16 protein-coding genes are annotated in these 16,801 nt (G+C 48.3%); 7 read left to right on the forward strand and 9 right to left on the reverse strand.

The window, feature by feature from the left end; genetic code table 11:
• Window positions 1–8 precede the first annotated feature (8 nt).
• On the forward strand, window positions 9–587 hold the full coding sequence (locus tag QF041_RS21750) for a class I SAM-dependent methyltransferase (RefSeq protein WP_307415633.1): 579 nt from the start codon (window positions 9–11) through the stop codon (window positions 585–587).
• Between the two features lie 230 nt (window positions 588–817).
• Here QF041_RS21750 and QF041_RS21755 read toward each other — a convergent pair whose 3' ends face one another.
• The 3 genes from QF041_RS21755 to QF041_RS21765 are packed head-to-tail and all read right to left on the reverse strand — an operon-like array spanning window position 818 to window position 4,640.
• On the reverse strand, window positions 818–3,121 hold the full coding sequence (locus QF041_RS21755) for a carbohydrate-binding domain-containing protein (RefSeq protein WP_307415634.1): 2,304 nt from the start codon (window positions 3,119–3,121) through the stop codon (window positions 818–820).
• 27 nt (window positions 3,122–3,148) lie between these two features.
• On the reverse strand, window positions 3,149–3,829 hold the full coding sequence (locus QF041_RS21760) for a DUF4956 domain-containing protein (RefSeq protein ID WP_062836702.1): 681 nt from the start codon (window positions 3,827–3,829) through the stop codon (window positions 3,149–3,151).
• Complete coding sequence (locus QF041_RS21765) at window positions 3,822–4,640, reverse strand: polyphosphate polymerase domain-containing protein (RefSeq protein ID WP_307415635.1); 819 nt, start codon at window positions 4,638–4,640, stop codon at window positions 3,822–3,824. The genes QF041_RS21760 and QF041_RS21765 overlap by 8 nt, the downstream gene beginning before the upstream one ends.
• A gap of 253 nt (window positions 4,641–4,893) precedes the next feature.
• Here QF041_RS21765 and QF041_RS21770 point away from each other — a divergent pair, with 253 nt between their 5' ends.
• The 3 genes from QF041_RS21770 to QF041_RS21780 all read left to right on the forward strand — a co-directional run bounded on the left by QF041_RS21770 (window position 4,894) and on the right by QF041_RS21780 (window position 7,346).
• Window positions 4,894–5,571: a response regulator transcription factor gene (locus QF041_RS21770; RefSeq protein WP_036612327.1), complete on the forward strand. Its 678-nt coding sequence runs from the start codon at window positions 4,894–4,896 to the stop codon at window positions 5,569–5,571.
• Window positions 5,571–6,920 carry a sensor histidine kinase gene (locus QF041_RS21775; protein ID WP_307415636.1) on the forward strand — a complete coding sequence of 450 codons (1,350 nt, stop codon included), beginning with the start codon at window positions 5,571–5,573 and terminating at the stop codon, window positions 6,918–6,920. Before QF041_RS21770 ends, QF041_RS21775 begins: the two co-directional genes overlap by 1 nt.
• Before the next feature lie 171 nt (window positions 6,921–7,091).
• A complete protein-coding gene (locus QF041_RS21780; protein WP_124116914.1) occupies window positions 7,092–7,346 on the forward strand; it encodes a hypothetical protein in 255 nt (84 codons plus the stop codon).
• Between the two features lie 459 nt (window positions 7,347–7,805).
• On the opposite strand, the gene QF041_RS21785 is transcribed toward QF041_RS21780, so the two are convergent.
• Complete coding sequence (locus QF041_RS21785; RefSeq protein ID WP_017691632.1) at window positions 7,806–8,573, reverse strand: SDR family NAD(P)-dependent oxidoreductase; 768 nt, start codon at window positions 8,571–8,573, stop codon at window positions 7,806–7,808.
• Window positions 8,574–8,768: 195 nt separating this feature from the next.
• On the opposite strand from QF041_RS21785, the gene QF041_RS21790 reads away from it, so the two are divergent.
• Window positions 8,769–9,407 carry a TetR/AcrR family transcriptional regulator gene (locus QF041_RS21790; RefSeq protein WP_036671653.1) on the forward strand — a complete coding sequence of 213 codons (639 nt, stop codon included), beginning with the start codon at window positions 8,769–8,771 and terminating at the stop codon, window positions 9,405–9,407.
• A gap of 9 nt (window positions 9,408–9,416) precedes the next feature.
• On the opposite strand, the gene cobA is transcribed toward QF041_RS21790, so the two are convergent.
• Genes cobA through nirB form a run of 4 tightly spaced genes read right to left on the reverse strand, consistent with a single transcriptional unit; the run spans window position 9,417 to window position 13,878 of the window.
• Window positions 9,417–10,187 carry a uroporphyrinogen-III C-methyltransferase gene (cobA, locus tag QF041_RS21795; RefSeq protein ID WP_307415637.1) on the reverse strand — a complete coding sequence of 257 codons (771 nt, stop codon included), beginning with the start codon at window positions 10,185–10,187 and terminating at the stop codon, window positions 9,417–9,419.
• Window positions 10,184–11,065, reverse strand: coding sequence for a formate/nitrite transporter family protein (locus QF041_RS21800; protein ID WP_307415638.1), 882 nt, complete (start codon window positions 11,063–11,065; stop codon window positions 10,184–10,186). The genes cobA and QF041_RS21800 overlap by 4 nt, the downstream gene beginning before the upstream one ends.
• Before the next feature lie 37 nt (window positions 11,066–11,102).
• Window positions 11,103–11,420 (reverse strand): nitrite reductase small subunit NirD, encoded by a 318-nt coding sequence (gene nirD / locus QF041_RS21805; RefSeq protein ID WP_036612155.1) that lies wholly within the window; start codon window positions 11,418–11,420, stop codon window positions 11,103–11,105.
• A gap of 16 nt (window positions 11,421–11,436) precedes the next feature.
• Window positions 11,437–13,878 (reverse strand): nitrite reductase large subunit NirB, encoded by a 2,442-nt coding sequence (gene nirB / locus QF041_RS21810; protein ID WP_307415639.1) that lies wholly within the window; start codon window positions 13,876–13,878, stop codon window positions 11,437–11,439.
• A gap of 590 nt (window positions 13,879–14,468) precedes the next feature.
• Between nirB and QF041_RS21815 the strand changes: the two genes are divergently transcribed.
• Together QF041_RS21815 and QF041_RS21820 are read left to right on the forward strand one after the other, a co-directional pair.
• Window positions 14,469–15,062, forward strand: coding sequence for an ANTAR domain-containing response regulator (locus QF041_RS21815; RefSeq protein ID WP_307415640.1), 594 nt, complete (start codon window positions 14,469–14,471; stop codon window positions 15,060–15,062).
• An 18-nt stretch (window positions 15,063–15,080) separates the two neighbouring features.
• Window positions 15,081–16,157 carry an anthranilate phosphoribosyltransferase gene (locus QF041_RS21820; protein WP_307415641.1) on the forward strand — a complete coding sequence of 359 codons (1,077 nt, stop codon included), beginning with the start codon at window positions 15,081–15,083 and terminating at the stop codon, window positions 16,155–16,157.
• Between the two features lie 41 nt (window positions 16,158–16,198).
• Here QF041_RS21820 and QF041_RS21825 read toward each other — a convergent pair whose 3' ends face one another.
• A complete protein-coding gene (locus QF041_RS21825) occupies window positions 16,199–16,711 on the reverse strand; it encodes an acyl-CoA thioesterase (protein ID WP_026081401.1) in 513 nt (170 codons plus the stop codon).
• Window positions 16,712–16,801 lie beyond the last annotated feature (90 nt).

Raw genomic sequence — 16,801 nt, forward strand, 5'->3', positions numbered from 1 at the left:
ATGAGTTCATGTTCATCATTTACCTGATTCCATGGCTGATTGCCGTGGTGACATTGATATGTGTCATATCCATCGTACTTGTCAGTTGGAAAAACGGGATTTCCCCGATGCCCACATCCGGCCGTGTCAGGCAGGTGGTCATTCAGGAGGTGAACCGTATTCCAGGGTACGGGGATGTGCTTGAAGCTGGCTCCGGATGGGGCACACTGGGACTGGATGTTGTAAGACACTGCCCTGGTAAAAGGCTGACCGGTATTGAGAATTCTATCATTCCCTTATGGTGTTCCCAACTGATTGCCTATCTCAGTGCTCGCTTACGTCGAGCCAAGGGAAACAAGCACTCTCTCAAGGGCAGGCTGCGCTTCATGCGCGGGGATATCTACACCAGTTCCTATGAACATGCGGATTGTGTGATCTGTTATCTGTTCCCGGGTGCCATGACCCGGCTTCTGGACAAGTTCAGTCGGGAGCTTCCGCCGGGTGCCAAGGTGATTAGCGTCTGTTTTGCCCTGCCAGGAAAAGAACCGCTACGCACCATCACATGCCGGGATGCCCTGCGTACCAAGGTGTATGTGTATTCCTTTTAAAGAAAAGAACAGGAAAGTGATCACCAGGTTTTGCTCAGCTGGAGTGCTGTAAACCTTCTGCCATAACGTTAATGGATGAAAGAGTGTGCTCCATATCATAGTAATGCAGATACCACGTAAGAACGAGGATGCGAAAAAGGCCCCGAACTCACTATGAAGTGATTCGGAGCCTTTTTGTCTCGCCTTTGAGTTAGGGCAAGAGATTGCTTGATTATTGCTTACCGCACGTATTATTTTGGAGAATCGGTAGTGCCTGTGCTGTCGGATGTTGTACCGGATTGCGATCTGTTTCTGCCGCCTCCGAATCCGCCTTGTCCACCGTCACCAGGACCACCCATACCTGTATTGGCTGTGGTTACACCAGATTCATTCACCCAAGTTACGTTGCTAGTCGATTGGAATGCAACCACTTGAGTTCCGCCACTATAGGTACCGTCTGTGTAGAGTCCATCCACCGCTTTACCTGTAGACGTACCACCGGAGTAGATCACGTATGAACCATCTTTCGCAAGATCCGGTGAGCTGACAACCACGGTTTGATAATCTTTTGCCGGAGCGAATGTCAGAATGTTGTTGCCTTCGCTATCTTGTACATGTACAAGTGTTCCAGCTTTTTGCGTGGCAGGGAATGTCATCACAATGGTATTTTGCGTAGACGCATCGGATGTTCCTTGTGCCATACCTGAGCTGCCAGCAGCCACGAGGTATCCACCGCTGATTTCAAATGTACCGTCATAATCCAATGCTCCGTTACCGCTATCCGTCGGTCCGTTCACAATAACCGTCCCGCCAGTCAAGTTAATGGAACCATTGGAATCCAGTCCGTCACCACCTGCGTTCACAGTGAGTGTACCGCCGTTAATGTGGAACTCGTTATTACTCGCTGCTGCACCGCCCATACCGCCCGGTCCACGTCCTTGCTGAGTAGTAGCTGTACCCTGGGATGCCTGATCGGTAGTTGATGTTGTACCTGTCGTTTCAGTTACAGAGATGTTGGATGTAGCAGCGGCATCGGTTGCTGTAGTAGCGCTATCTGTACTTGCCGCTGTATTCACAACTGTTTCCGTCTCGCCACCTGCAGCATTTACGCCATCATCGGATGCCGTTACATCCACATCCCCATCATTCAGGGTGATGATTGCACCTTCAAGTCCTTCATAGCTCTTTGCAATCGTGATGGTTCCGCCGTTAATCGTCAGGGCCTGATCGGCATGAATGCCGTCATCACCGGATTCAATGTTGAATGTTCCGTCGTTGACGGTCACGTTATTGTTGCTGTGCAGGGAATCATCCATGGAATCAATGGTATACGTACCGCCATTAAACGTAAGGTCTGTGCCTGCTTTGAGCGCTTTGGCACTTGTGGACTCCGTTGCTGTTGTAGCTGTGTCAGCATCGGCATTAGAATCCGTAGCTGGTGCTGTACTAGCAGAGTTGGATGCTGCTGCGCCGTTTGTATTAGCACCGGCACTCGTACCGCTGTTACTTGGCATCTCTGGCATATCTGCAGGAGGTTCGCCATCTGGTGGTGTGCCCATATCCGCTGGAGGTGTGCCGCCACCCCATCCACCGCCACCGCCGCCAAATGGACCTTCTTCTACTTTGGCTGGTGCATTGGCGCTACCGCCACCCGTTACAATTTTGTATGTGCCGCCATCCGCCACGAGTGCGGTTTCGGCTTGGATACCGTCGTTGCCACTCTGAATATCGAAGGTACCTCCTGCGATAGCAACGTAACCTTTGGTGGTATCTGTGTCATTGGTCGATTTAATACCGTCGCCTTCGGCCTGAATAGTAATCGTACCTGCTTGAATGGCGACCATATCTTTACCTTTAATGCCGTCATCGGCAGCTTTGACACTGATGTTACCACTAATGATTTTCAGAGCATCCTTGCTTGTAATTCCTTCATTATAGTTACCTGTGACGGTCAATTGACCTGCACCGTTGAACGTAAGATCCGCTTTGCTGAAGATCGCAGCATCCGGCTCGTCTGTCGTAGCGTCGGCGTACACATACGTTTTACCATCGGAAACGGTATTCTTGGTTCCTTTTTCGAGTGTAATCACCGCTTTACCGGCCTTCTGAATGTAGATCGCTGCACTGTCATTATCATGAATGGTAGCTCCGTTTAAGACGAGATGTACGGTGCCTTTATCGGCAACATTGACCACGATCTGGCCATCAGTTAGCTCACCGCTAAGTACATAAGTGCCTGCTTCCGAGATGGTTACCGAACCATTCGCTGCTTTGGCACCCGAACCGGTTACCGTTGCCGTTGTTCCGTTCAGCTTAATCGCTGTGGAATCTGCCTCACTCCAGCTAATATTGGTATCTTCAGCATCCAGTGAGACCAGGTCTGCATATTTAACAGAAGTTTGCTCGCTGACCGATACTGTTTTGGTTGTTCCTGTCGTTGACGTTGCGGCATTGGCCGTTGTGCTTGTGGTTGCTGGTGAACTGCATGCTGCGAGTAGGCTGGTAATCATGGCGATGGACCAAAGTTTGCTACCTGTTATCATGTTTTTCTTCATATTAGATCGTTCCCTTCGAATTAAAAATTAATATTCCGTTGTTGGACTCATGGTTAACGAGATATCCAGGTTGCCGTTCCGGGTACGGATTGCATCGAGGAATTCCTTTTGGCTAACACTTTCGTGAATGGTTACACTGTAGACCAGCTCGTACAGACTGCCGAGTTCAGTGGTTCTGATTTTTTTCAGATCAAAAGGTACGTTGAATTTATGGAACACTTCATTAAGTGCTTCTTCATAGCTCAAGTTCTCAGGGATGGTGACTTTCAGCGTTTTAAGCTGACTTTTCTTGCCACCAAAGTTGAAGCGACTCAGAACAAACATCAGTACACACAGGATAATGGTGAACAGCACCGCGTATCCAAAAGCGCCTACACCGCAGGCAAGACCGGAAGCCATCGTGAACAATACGTAAGCAATGTCCTTTGGATCACCAGGGGCACTTCGGAATCGGATGATCGAGAAGGCACCTGCCAAGCTGAAAGCTCGTGCGATGTTGCTGCCGATGAGCAGGATGATGATGGCGACAATGACGGGCAGAACAACCATCGTTAAGGTGAAGCTCTGGGAGTATGTGCTTTGGTTAGTCTTCATGTAGGTAAGGCTGATGACCAATCCCAAAATGATAGCAAGACCAATGGTAATGACGGCGTTGTTAAACGTCAGGTTAGTATCGGTTAGGGCTGAACTGAATAGTGAATCAAGCATATAGGACACGCTCTCTTTCTATAATCGTTTTATCTTGTTCTATGGATGGGTTGAAATCGGTACCTGGTACAAGAATGCGCTCCGTCTGGTAATTCAGGTTCGTTGTTCTCGCGAGATGTCTGTACTCGTTGCCGTATTTGGAGAATCCGGTGCGGTACAGTCCATGTTCGGACAGCAGTTGTGACAGCCACATCGGAACGGTTTTCTCGGCTTTCACTTCCATCAGCCATCGACCGTCCTTCACCAGCGGCTCACCGTAATCTCCCTGTTCCAGCTTCAGATCGTATCTGCGACTGCGGATGTTGGTGTCAAAGGTAATGCGGAGATCGCGGCTGTTCTTGTCGAAGAGCGCTTTGCGTTCATATGCCAGATACACTTTCGGTTCCAGATCGTATACCCGAAGGAAATATTTGATCTCTTCGACAACTTGTTTGTTCATGTAATCCGCCAGCTCTGGCGCCTGTCCCGAACGGACGAATTCGTAAGCTTCATCCAGCTTCAAGGCTGTTCTGCGCTTGTTCACCAGGCCAAATACTTTCTTTTTGATCTCCAGATACACTCTGGCATTCTCTTCAGGGATTCCATAAGCTCGCAGTCTCAGCTTCTCCTTGTATTTTGGTTTGGAGAGACTGGCGCGGATCAGCGAATCTTGTGGAGTGTCGAAGTACAGGTTACTGATGGAGTAGTACTCATGTTTCTTGTTGTAGGCATCCAGCTCCATGTATTTCAGCAGGTCATTGTAGAAATGCGCGTACTGCTCATCCGTCAGAAGGTACTTGCTCTCATATCGGTTGAATACTTCAATAGCCATGTGGGACTCATTCCTTTCGTTGGTGGGTTGTATGTTTTGTTGCATCGTGTATTGCTTCCATGTCTGTATCTTAGAGCCCCAACCTTGAATGAATCTTAAATGGTTTTACATTGCGTTAACATTTTTTTACCTTCCTATAATAGTGCGCATACACAAAATGAATTAAGATTGATTCAAGGTTTGATTGATAAAATAAGAACATATAAAACAAGCCCATTGAGAGAAATAATTCAAGCAGAGGAATGAATAGATGATGAGAATATTAATTGCGGAAGATGAGGTTCATTTGGCAGAGGCTGTATCGCAGATTTTGAAAAAAAACAACTACTCCGTGGACATGGTCCACGACGGCAGGTCAGGACTCGATTATGCGCAGAGCGGCATCTACGACCTGTTACTACTCGACATCATGATGCCGGAGATGGACGGGATCACCGTCCTGAAGAAACTCCGCAGTGAAGGGAATCATACGCCTGTCATTCTGCTTACTGCGAAAGGTGAACTATCGGACAAAGTTACAGGACTTGATTATGGTGCCGATGATTATATCGCCAAGCCTTTTGCCACAGAGGAACTGCTGGCCCGGATTCGTGCAGCCTTAAGGCGGAAGGGCGAAGTGGTTCCCGAGGATGGACTGAAGTTTGGCGACATTGAGCTGAATACAACTCAGTTGAAGCTGAGCGTTCAGGGTAAGGAGATCAAGCTGAATCTGAAGGAGAATGAACTGCTGGAGCTGTTGATTGCCCGTAAACAGGCGATTACTTCCAAAGAGCAGATTATTGAAAAGTTATGGGGATTCGATTCGGAAGTGGAATATAACAATGTGGAGGTCTACATCTCGTTTTTACGCAAAAAGTTAACCTTCCTGAACTCTGCAGTCCGCATTAACACGATTCGGGGTGTGGGGTATGTACTTGAGGTGACGTCCTGATGTTCAAGAAACTCCGAAATCGATTCCTGATCGTGAATCTGGTGTCCATCTCCATTATGATGCTGGTGGCATTTGCGACGATCTATACGATTACGTACCAGAATGTGCAACGTGAGACAAATATGGAGTTGTACAAGGTGTCTGATTTCTATCACAGTCCTTATAATTCATCCAAGATGCCACGCGGGGAAGGGCAGGGTTCGGATACAGGTGGTAGTAAAGGCTCAGGTTCAAGTTCCGGTTCAGATTCGTTTCCCTCCGATGCCATGGGTGGTGATAATAGAGGTCCGGGAGGGGATCCCAACTCACCTCCGGCACGTTCCGTTTCGTTCATGATTAAGACGGATGATCAGTGGAAGATTACGGATACACATTCCCGATTTGATATGGAAGATACGTTCTACACCGAGGCGCTGCAAAAGGTTGACCAGAATAAAGTTGGTGATTCGGAACGGCAGACGGGGCAATTTGCGCTGGATGGAACGGACTGGGCCTATGTGGTTGATCCGAGTGGTGCCGGGCACATGATCGTATTTATTGATGTGACGGCACAACAAGGCATTCTGACGAATCTGATCTATACATTTGCTATTGTTGGACTGGTCATGTTGATTGTGATCTACTTCCTGAGCCGTTATTTTGCGAATCGTTCCATTGCACCGGTCAGGGAAGCGTTTGAGAAGCAAAAACAATTCATAGGAGATGCTTCACATGAGCTGAAGACACCTCTGGCGATCATCAATACCAACGCTGACGTACTGCTTGCGAATCAGGAGGATACAATAGCAAACCAGGCGAAGTGGTTGCACTATATCAAGTCGGAAACAGAGCGCATGACCGGACTTACAAATGATCTGCTCTATCTGACACAGATGGATGACTCACGCTCCACGATGATTCATGCGAAGTTTAATATGAGTGATGCGGTAGAAAGTATTATTTTGCCGATGGAGGCCGTTATTTTTGAGAAAAACATCTCCCTCGATTACAACATTGAGCCGAATCTTAGAGTTCATGGGAACAGTGAGCAGATCAAACAGGTCATTCTGATCCTGCTCGATAATGCTGTGAAGTACTCCGGTCCCAAAGGGTCCGTTAACGTTACGCTCCAGAAACAGAATAATGATGTCATGCTGGCCGTATCCAACACAGGTGAAGGTATTGCGCCGGAACATCTGGATCGGATCTTTGATCGATTCTATCGTACGGATTCGTCAAGAGCACGCAAACATGGTGGGCATGGTCTGGGGCTGGCGATTGCTCGTTCCATTGTGGATCAGCACAAAGGAGAGCTGTACGCTCGAAGTGTAGTCGGAGAGGGAGCTACATTTTATGTGCGGTTGTCGTAGGGGCGGAGTGATGAGCGAGCTCCACACTAATCCTTCGCTCCCGCTCTATAATTGTTCTTCAGGCATAAGTTCTGCCTGTAATGGGTTAACCTATGCTACAATGGCAACAGTATGTATGAATCAAGGAGATGACTGAACGTGGCAGAAGCAAACGCAATTAATGAACAAGAAATGATGCAATATATTGCAGATAAAACGAAGGCAAGTCAAGCGAACATCGCTCTTGTGCTGAAGCATGAGCAAGCGTACATCAACAAGGCGCATGAGAATGCCAAAGGCAACGATGTTGATATTGACGGCGATGATCTGGCTGACTATATTCTTAGCCGCAAAGATGTAAAGCTGGACGAGTTGACCGTGGAAAGCATTCTGGATGCTGAAATGGACTACTTGATGGACAAGGGTCACGCAGGATACGTCGATTAAGTTAAGTAGGCAAAATCTAACGAATCTCACACGCGCTATTCGGGTATTTCTCGCTCGTTTGAGAATGTAACGAATCTGAGACGTGTTATTCTCTGGATTCCAGGACTTTTCGGTGCAATGGCAGCATTTCTGCGGAATTAGCGTGTCTGAGATTCGTTAGTTCGGGAAATAAGCTCTATTAGCCGATATAAGGTGCCCTAGGTTCATTAGAGTGATCACAGAGTGTAACGAGGCGTTAATGGTTATTCCAAAAGTGGAATTTTATCTATGCATCCATCTGCATACGATGTGTTGTACTGAAAAAAGACCTCAACTCCACAATACTGTGGTGTTGAGGCCTTTTTTAGATTGTAGCGACCAGGCATCCCTTCGGGAACACCTGTCGGTGTAGCTCTACTAAAGATGGACTTGAAGTTCTATCGACCCAATCTATCGAGCAATCCTACCGTTTGCAGCTTCTTATTGACCCATCATGCCGCCATCTACAGTGTAGAGGGAAGCTGTTACATAAGATGCTTCTTCGGACAACAGGAAGTTCATCACCGCAGCGACTTCTTCTGGTTCACCGTAACGGCCCATTGGAATGCTGGACACGGTTGCTGATTGATAATCTTCCACGTTACCGGAATTAGCTTCGATCTGACGCATCATGCGTGTATTGATTGTACCTGGCAATACAGCGTTAACGCGGATATTATAAGGTGCCAATTCATTTGCAGCGGTACGCGTGAGACCAACTACGGCATGTTTGGACATAATATATGGAGATACAGCAGGTGCACCCATCAGACCCGCGAGGGAAGAGGTATTAAGAATCGCACCGGATTTTTGTTTTTTCATCACTGGAATGACATTTTGCAGACCCAGGAATACTCCACGAATGTTGACGTTATATACGGTGTCGAGTGCTTCAACACTCAGGTCTTCGATCAGCCCTGTTGGACCTTCAATTCCGGCATTGTTGGCAAAATAATCGATTCGACCAAAAGCATCCAGTGCTTTTTGCACATAGTTTTTCACGTCTGCTTCTTGGGATACGTTCGCTTTTACGGCGATGACGTGCTCTTTGTCGAGGTTTAGATCGGTAATTGTCTGCTGGATGGCTTCTTCATTCAGATCCACCAGAACCAAATTGATTTTGCGCTCAGCGAGGCGGCGTGCCAATTCTTTACCAATGCCTCCGGCTGCTCCTGTAATAACGGCTGTATGTGTATAAGATGTACTCATGATATATCCGCTCCTTATTCATTATTGGCAGGTATTTCTCAAAAAAAGTTTCAACCTGTCGTCTATCTTTCCTGTCTCAATGTTAAGATATACATAGCAATGTGACAATAATCATTGACAGCGCATATGTCAGCTATCGGACAGAGGTGTAAGCGGTGTTCATTTATATTACAATAATGAACAAAGGAGGCGAAAATGTTGATCATTGAACATCCTCAGGACCGGAGAGCACGAAGAACGCAGGATGCGATCATCGCTGCGGCGGTTTCTTTGATATTAGAAAAGGGAGCGGATGCCCTCACAATCCGGGATATTACGGAACGGGCGGATTACAACCGTGGAACCTTCTATTTACATTTTCCCGGCAAACCGGAGTTGTTGCAGTTCATTCTGGATGATTTCATGCAGGGAGTGGGGCGAGCTTATGCAGAACCATACGCACAGCTCAAAGAAGTGGACATGACTGTATTGCTGCCATCCACGATGCCTGTATTCGAATATATTGAAGCCCATCAGGATATCTTTCGTGCATTAATAACGATGCATTCAGATATGAGCTCCCGGCTGTGCAATATGTTTAGAACGTATCTAACCGAAGATTTTGTATTGGTGACCGAGGATAGTGAGTGGACGATTAATTACGACATCATGTTAAGTTATCTGGTATCTGCAACAGTAGGGGTAATCATGCATTGGGCGGAGATTGGATTCAAGTATTCTGCGCATTATATGGGAGAGCAACTTACGGCACTGATTAACATCAAACCGACCCGTCTGCTGATTGAACCAGGGCAGAAGGGTCGGACTATTCACGAGCGTATGCTGTTGGATTAAAGTACCGGATTATCCGGTCATGGAGGCATTAGCCGCCTGTTGCATCTGAAGCAGTTGTTCGCGAATCAGGACAGACTCTCCGATCATGATTAATGCCGGATTATTCACTTTATGCGACAGGGCGAGGGAGTGCAGTTCGGCAAGTGTGCCGGTAATGATCCGTTCCTCCGAAGTGGTTCCCCGTTCGATTAAAGCCGCAGGGGTGTGTCCACTTTTGCCATGGTGAAGCAATTCATGTTGAATCTGGGGCAGTTGGCTAATGCCCATGTAGATGACCAGTGTGTCCACACTATGGGCGAGCAGGTCCCAGCGAACCGAAGATACACTTCCATCACTGCCGGTTCCCGTGACACATGCGAAGGATGAAGCAACCCCGCGATGGGTTAACGGAATAAGGGATGAAGCGGATGTACCTACAGCTGAAGTGATGCCAGGAATGATCTCAAATGCAATCCCTGCTTCCGCCAGCGCAAGCGCTTCTTCACCACCACGGCCAAAGATGAACGGATCGCCACCCTTGAGTCTTACGACTTGTTTGCCTTCCGCTGCATGGGCAGCCAGCATCCGTCCAATCATCTCCTGACTCATGGAGTGAAGGCCTGGAGCCTTGCCGCAGTAGATGCGGAGTGCTCCTTCACGAGCTTCAGCGAGCAATTGATCATTCACAAGCCGATCATACATAATGACATCTGCGGACTGAATACGTTTCAGGGCTTTTACCGTAATCAGATCCGGATCTCCAGGACCAGCGCCAACAATACTAACCAGGCCCCGGCTCATGATCGTGTCCCCAATTTCGGTGCAGCATCAGAACTTGCCAATCCTGAACGACCACCCTGAATGGTCGCCAGTTTGTTCGATAGCTTTACTGGATTTCCCCAGTGGTGTGCAGCATATAGACCGAGGCCTGTAAATACAGCTCCGCCAATGAGGTTACCCACCAACACTGGGATCTGATTCCACAGCCACCAGTCAGCGACACTGACCTGTGCACCAAGCATCATGCCTGCCGGAATGACGAACATATTTACCACAGCGTGCTCAAATCCCTGAGCGAAAAATATGGTAATGGGCAGCCACATCGCTACGATTTTGCCCAGTGTAGAAGTGGACGTCATTGCCATCACTGCCCCGAGTGTGACCATCCAGTTACATAGAATGGCTTTGATGATGACCAGTACAATGCCAGCCCCACCCAAGTGCTGATACCCCAGGGTCTTGGTTTCACTGGTTTGGATGAGCGTTTGAATTAGAGGGTTGCTCATATCCGTACCCATCTTGGTAATGGTCAAGCCGTATAACAGAGCATAGAATGCACATCCGAGCAGATGTCCTGTGATCACCCAAAAATAATTTCGGAGCATCTCCATCCATGTAATTCTACGTTTCATCACTGCGAGTGGAAGCACCGCAAAGTTTCCTGTCACCAATTCAAGACCCAGCAGAATAATAATGACGAATCCAGCCGGGAATATCAGTGCACCTGCCAAACCAACGGAAGTTTGAGATACAGCGGTATATGCCAGTGTGGTTGCAAAGGCAAGGATAGCCCCCGCCAGAAAACCGCGGATCAGCATCTGTACCCGGTTCATTCTGGCTTTGCTCTCACCAGCTTCGACCATTGATTGCAGCACTTCTGCAGGTTTAACAAAATCCATAGCGCACGCCTCCTTGATGTCAGGGTATCTCTAGCCTTTAACCCGCAATTGTGATGAAGATTTCTCCGCTGTTGCCGTCCACTTCTGTTTTGTAGGTATTCAAGCAGCCTTCATCCGGCTCGTGTACCTTACCATTACGCAGATCAATCTTCCAATCATGCAAAGGACAATGAACCGCTGTCCCGCACACCATGCCTTCCGACAGCTTGCCGCCCTTGTGAGGGCAGCGATTCTCGACGGCGTGCAGACTTCCGTCGCTCAGTTTGAAGACTGCAATTTCGGTATCCTGTATCAGGAAGGTCCGTGCTCCCTTTTCATCAATATCTGCAAGGTGTCCAATTCGGAATTTGTTCATCGCTGTTCCTCCTCTTCTAGTGGGTTACCGGCTCGGCACCGGACAATGGGGTGAAGTTTTTACGCAATTTCTCGTCTTGAATGATTTCTTTCCAAGGATCAACCGTGTGACCCAGTGTAACTTCCAGACGTTCGACCAGAGCGAGACGTACATCCCGATCAGCTAATGCTTCCTTCACATGATCCAGACCTACCCGTTCAATCCATGCCGCTGTTCTCTCATTCCATTTTGCATTCTCTCTATAATATTGAAGGTAAGAGTAAGTCCACTCTTCCACTTCCGCATCGGTCTTCACCGTACAGAGCAACTCGGCTGCACGAACCTTAACTCCGGCGTTACCGCCAACATGAATCTCCCAAGCGCCATCAATGGCGACAACACCCAGATCCTTGATGGTGGCTTCAGCACAGTTCCGCGGACATCCAGAGACGGCAAGTTTCACTTTGGCCGGGGCCACCATTTTGTCGAGTTTTTTCTCCAGTCGAATACCCATCTCAATGGAATCCTGTGTACCGAATCGGCAGAACGTATTACCTACACAAGTTTTCACCGTACGCAGCGCCTTGCCATACCCGAAACCGGAAGGCATATCGAGTTCTTCCCAGATCTTCGGAAGGTTCTCCTTCTGTACACCGAGCAGATCGAGTCGTTGTCCACCCGTGAATTTCACCAACGGCACATCGTATTTCTCTGCGACAGTTGCAATCTTGATCAATTCCGCCGGAGAAGTCACACCACCATAGATCCGTGGAATAACGGAGTAGGTACCGTCCTTCTGGATGTTGGCGTGATAACGTTCATTGGTGAATTTGGATACACGCTCATCCGTGTATTCAGCCGGCCAGATCATACCGAGATAATAGTTGAGGGAAGGACGACACTTGGAGCAGCCTTCCGGTTCATTCCAACCGAGAACATTCATAACTTCCTTCACACTTTTGAGTCCCATCTCCTTGATCTGAGCAACAATCTCATCCCGATCATAGGATGTACAGCCACAGATGCCTTCTTTGGTCTGTTCGCCTACATTATCACCGGCATAATATGTGAGCAGGTTTTCGATAATAGGTTTGCACCCACCGCAAGAAGCGGAAGCTTTGGTACAGGATTTGATTGCACCGAGTGTATTACAGCCTTTATTCAGAACGGCGTCCCCGATGGAAGCTTTGGTAACACCGTTACAACCACAGACGATCTCGTCATCCGGCATGCTGGCCATACGTTCTGCGACAGATGGGCCAGATCCGGAGCCACCGGAAGGTATGCCGAGCAAAATTTCCTTCTCCCGACCGCTGATGTTCTCACCACTTTTAATGAGGGAAAATAGAGAAGCGCCATCTGTGGTATCTCCGAACAATACAGCTCCAATGAGCTGTCCGTCTTTGATCACCATCTTTTTGTACACACCATCAACGTCATCCTGAATACGAATGCTGCGAGTGTCCGCACCGTCTTTGAATTGTCCGGCAGAGAAAACGTCGACACCGGATACTTTCAGCTTGGTAGAAGTGACTGAACCCTCATAGCCTTCAGTTGCCGCGCCAGCCAGGCGTTTTGCGAGCACCATGCCTTGTTCATATAATGGAGCAACCAGTCCGTAAGCAATACCGCGGTGTTCTGCACATTCGCCAACGGCAGAGATGCCAGGGATGCTGGTATGCATATAATCATCTACAATGACTCCACGATTCACATCGAGGCCGGTATTGCGAGCCAGTTCAATCTGCGGACGAATCCCGACAGCCATGACAACCAGATCCGCTTCAAGTACCGTTTGATCAGTGAAACGAATGGCTTTTACCCGTTGTTTGCCTGTGATTTCTTCGGTATGTTTGTTCAAAAGGAACTTCATGCCCTGTTCTTCAAGCTCACGCTGGAGCATCAGTCCTGCCGGCAAATCCAGGTTCCGGTCCATCAGATGACCGTTAATATGGATGACTGTGACGTCCATGCCCAGATTGAGCAGCCCCCGCGCTGCTTCCAGTCCTAGCAATCCGCCTCCAATGACGGCAGCTTTGCGATACTTTTGTGATGCTGCCATCATGGTCTCGCAGTCTTTAATATCTCGGAATCCGATAACGCCTTCCTTGTTAGCGCCGGGAAGCGGCAGGATAAACGCCTGTGAACCGGTTGCCATAATCAGCTCATCATAGGCTGCGCGTACACCATTTTGAGATACAACTTCCTTGCGCTTGGGATCGATCTGAACGACCGGGTCACCCGGGTACACCCGAATGCCGTTATCTTCGTACCAGCTCCACTCATTGATTACGATATCTTCGATGGATGTTCCGCCAGCCAGTACAGAAGATAACATGATCCGGTTGTAGTTGGGATGCGGCTCTGCGCCGAAGACTGTAATTTCATAAGCGTGTGGAGCAAGCTTAAGGATATGTTCGATTGTGCGGATTCCCGCCATGCCATTGCCGACCAGCACCAGTTTTTTCGTTGTACTCATTATGATTAGCCCCCTTAGGTCCATTCTGCAAACTGCCTCGAAACCTTGTCTCTAAAATCGAAAAAGCCTGTTATGCCTCGGAGGACTGCGCATATACATACGCATCCCTTGCTCCGAGATTGCAAAACAGGCTTCATTGCCGTTTCAACCAGCTACGCCGTTGTAACTGTGATCGATTCAAATATGGAGTTGTTATGGCTTAACTATAAAAGATTGATCTACCCATGTCAAGATAGTTAACATAAAAAAGTATTTGAAATTTAAAGTTAATTATGTTTACATGAGTTTATTGGAATATCGAATGGACGACGAAGTTTTACGGGTATATCTTCTTAGTTTGAAGGATTTAGATAAAGTTAGCACGCTGGATACGATAAATACTGTAGAAAAGGTGCCATGTATAGTGTTTTACCCTTTTTTTATTGCAACATGATGAGACATGAAAAGATCATTCTAATGTTGAAAATAAGACGCATAATCGTCACTGCTTAATTTTGTTAGGTAATGTAACATGTTTATTGCTTTCATGTATTAACGTCTTAAATATTGTGGACTCTGATTATACGCAATAAGGGAGGGATTGATCCATCATGCGATCTTTATTGGTCATCCGTGTTCAACCAACGATAGCTGCCTCATCCGATGCAATCCCTCTGACACCGGAGAGGCTGCTGGGAGCAAACGGGTACCATGTACAGGTGGCGGGCAGTGAAGCGGAAGCGGTGAAGCTAGCTCGTGCGGCCGAAGCGTCCATTTTGCATCTGTCGCTGACTGATGTGGAGTACTGGGTGAACTGCCTGGGAAAGGGGAAGTCGGATTCGCCGCTGCTTTGGTGGTGCGCGCCAGATACAGCCTCTTCCTCCGCAGAATCCTGCGAGGTCGAAACCTCATTTGATGGAATACTTACACCATCCATGACCGGGCCCGAGATTCACTGGACTCTTCACTTTGCAGCCCGGCGCTACATGGAACGCAAACAGTGGGAGCAGGAACGGAAGCAGCTGCAATCCAGGCTGGAAGATCGGAAGTGGATTGATATGGCGAAGGCTATCCTTAGTGATCTGAAGCAGATCTCCGAGGCCGAAGCCTACGACCTGTTACGCAAGAAAGCGATGGATGAACGCAAACGGATGGTTGATGTAGCTACAGCGATTGTGAAGGCACATCAACTGCTCCAGTCTTAATCGGAAGGAGGGTTCTGCATGGATATGTCTCAAATACTCCGAGAGGTCGGACGTGGGAAACGAGGCTCGCGTGATCTGAATTATACAGAGGCACTGACCGTAGCAGAGAAAATCCTGAAACAGGAGGTCTCCCCTGCCCAGACGGCTGCGTTTCTTATGGCTGAACGTATGAAAATGGAAAACGTCGAGGAACTGGAAGCTTTTGTTCATGCTTGTCGTAACAGTGCGGAACGTTTCTCGGTATTTCAGGACGGTTTGGACTGTGCCGGTCCTTATGATGGACGGACAAAGTCGTTCATGGCCACGTTTCCGGTTGCATTTGTACTCGCGGCGGCCGGGTTGCCGGTGACTTTGCACGGGAGTGATCCTTTACCACCCAAGTGGGGCGTCACGTTGTCGGTACTTTTGAAGGAAGTGGGTATTGATACACACAAGATGGATCGGGAAGATGCCCGGAGCGCTGCATTGCGTTCGGGTGTCATGTACGTGTCCTCCGAGGATTGGTGCGCACCCCTTCGTAAGCTTCGTCCGTTACGGGAAGAGTTGGGTTTTCGAACGGTGTTTAACACAGCAGAGAAACTGATTGATTATAACCATTCACCGTATTTGGTGTTTGGTGTGTTTCATAATACCTTCCTGGATCGGATTGCGAAGTTGCTCACCCGGTTTAACTATCGTCGTGCTTATGTTGTACAGGGAATGGAAGGTTCTGAGGATCTGTATATTGATCGGCCAACCCGCGTATACGTCGTGGAAGACGGCGATATGAAGCTGGAATTGGTTGATCCTGCAGCCTATGAACTGGATATGCCCGTGCCGGAGCTGGTCTGGACGGCTGCGAAGCAGCTTGAAGTGGCGGAAAGCGTGTTAAGCGGTGATGGTCATATTGCTTTTGTGAATCAGGTCTTGTTAAATGGAGGTTTCCGCTTGTATGCGGCGGGGCGTGTCAATTCCATCGAAGAGGGCATATACACTTGTCAGGGGTTGCTGGAGAGTGGGGCAGCGTATCGCATCTATCAGCAGTGGTGTGTCTCCATGGGTGGTGAACTGCCGGATAGCAGAGCGGTGTCCATCTATCCGGCATCGACCAGATAATGTAATGCTGGTGTTCAATCTTGTTATGGTTTAGCGTGTTTTTATTCCCAAGGATAAGTAACGGTCAGGAAGTCAGCGAATTTCTTGCTCTCTTCCCGCCGTTGTTTCCGCATGGCCGCCCGATCCGGAGCGGTCTCGTATAGTTTCTTCTCTTCTTCCGTCTCCGGGATAATGCGGGGTACGATCAGTTTGCGATTATTTTCGTCCAAGGCCACAAAGGTCAGAAATGCAGTCGCTGCAATTTTCTTCTCTCCGGTCTTCAGATCCTCTCGAATCACTTTCACAAAAATCTCCATGGAACTGCGTCCTGTCCAGGACGCGAACGATTCAAGCGTAACAGAATCCGTTGGGTTAATCGGATACAGGAAATCGACAGAGTCGGTTGAAGCCGTTACGGTATTGACCCGGCATAGCTTGGAAGCTGCGATGGATGCAATATCATCGATGTAGGACATCAGCTTGCCGCCGAATAACGTATTATGATTGTTGACATCGGTTGGGAACACCCGTGCCGTCTTGAAACAACGTGTTTCGCGTACATATTTTTTCTCCACCTGATCCATCTCCGTTGGTTTCGGTATCTCTCTCATGTTTTTTCCTCCTTACAGTATGGCTGCTGTGACATTTCATTTCAGGTGTTGCAG

This window comes from Paenibacillus sp. W2I17, assembly GCF_030815985.1.
GTDB lineage: Bacteria > Bacillota > Bacilli > Paenibacillales > Paenibacillaceae > Paenibacillus.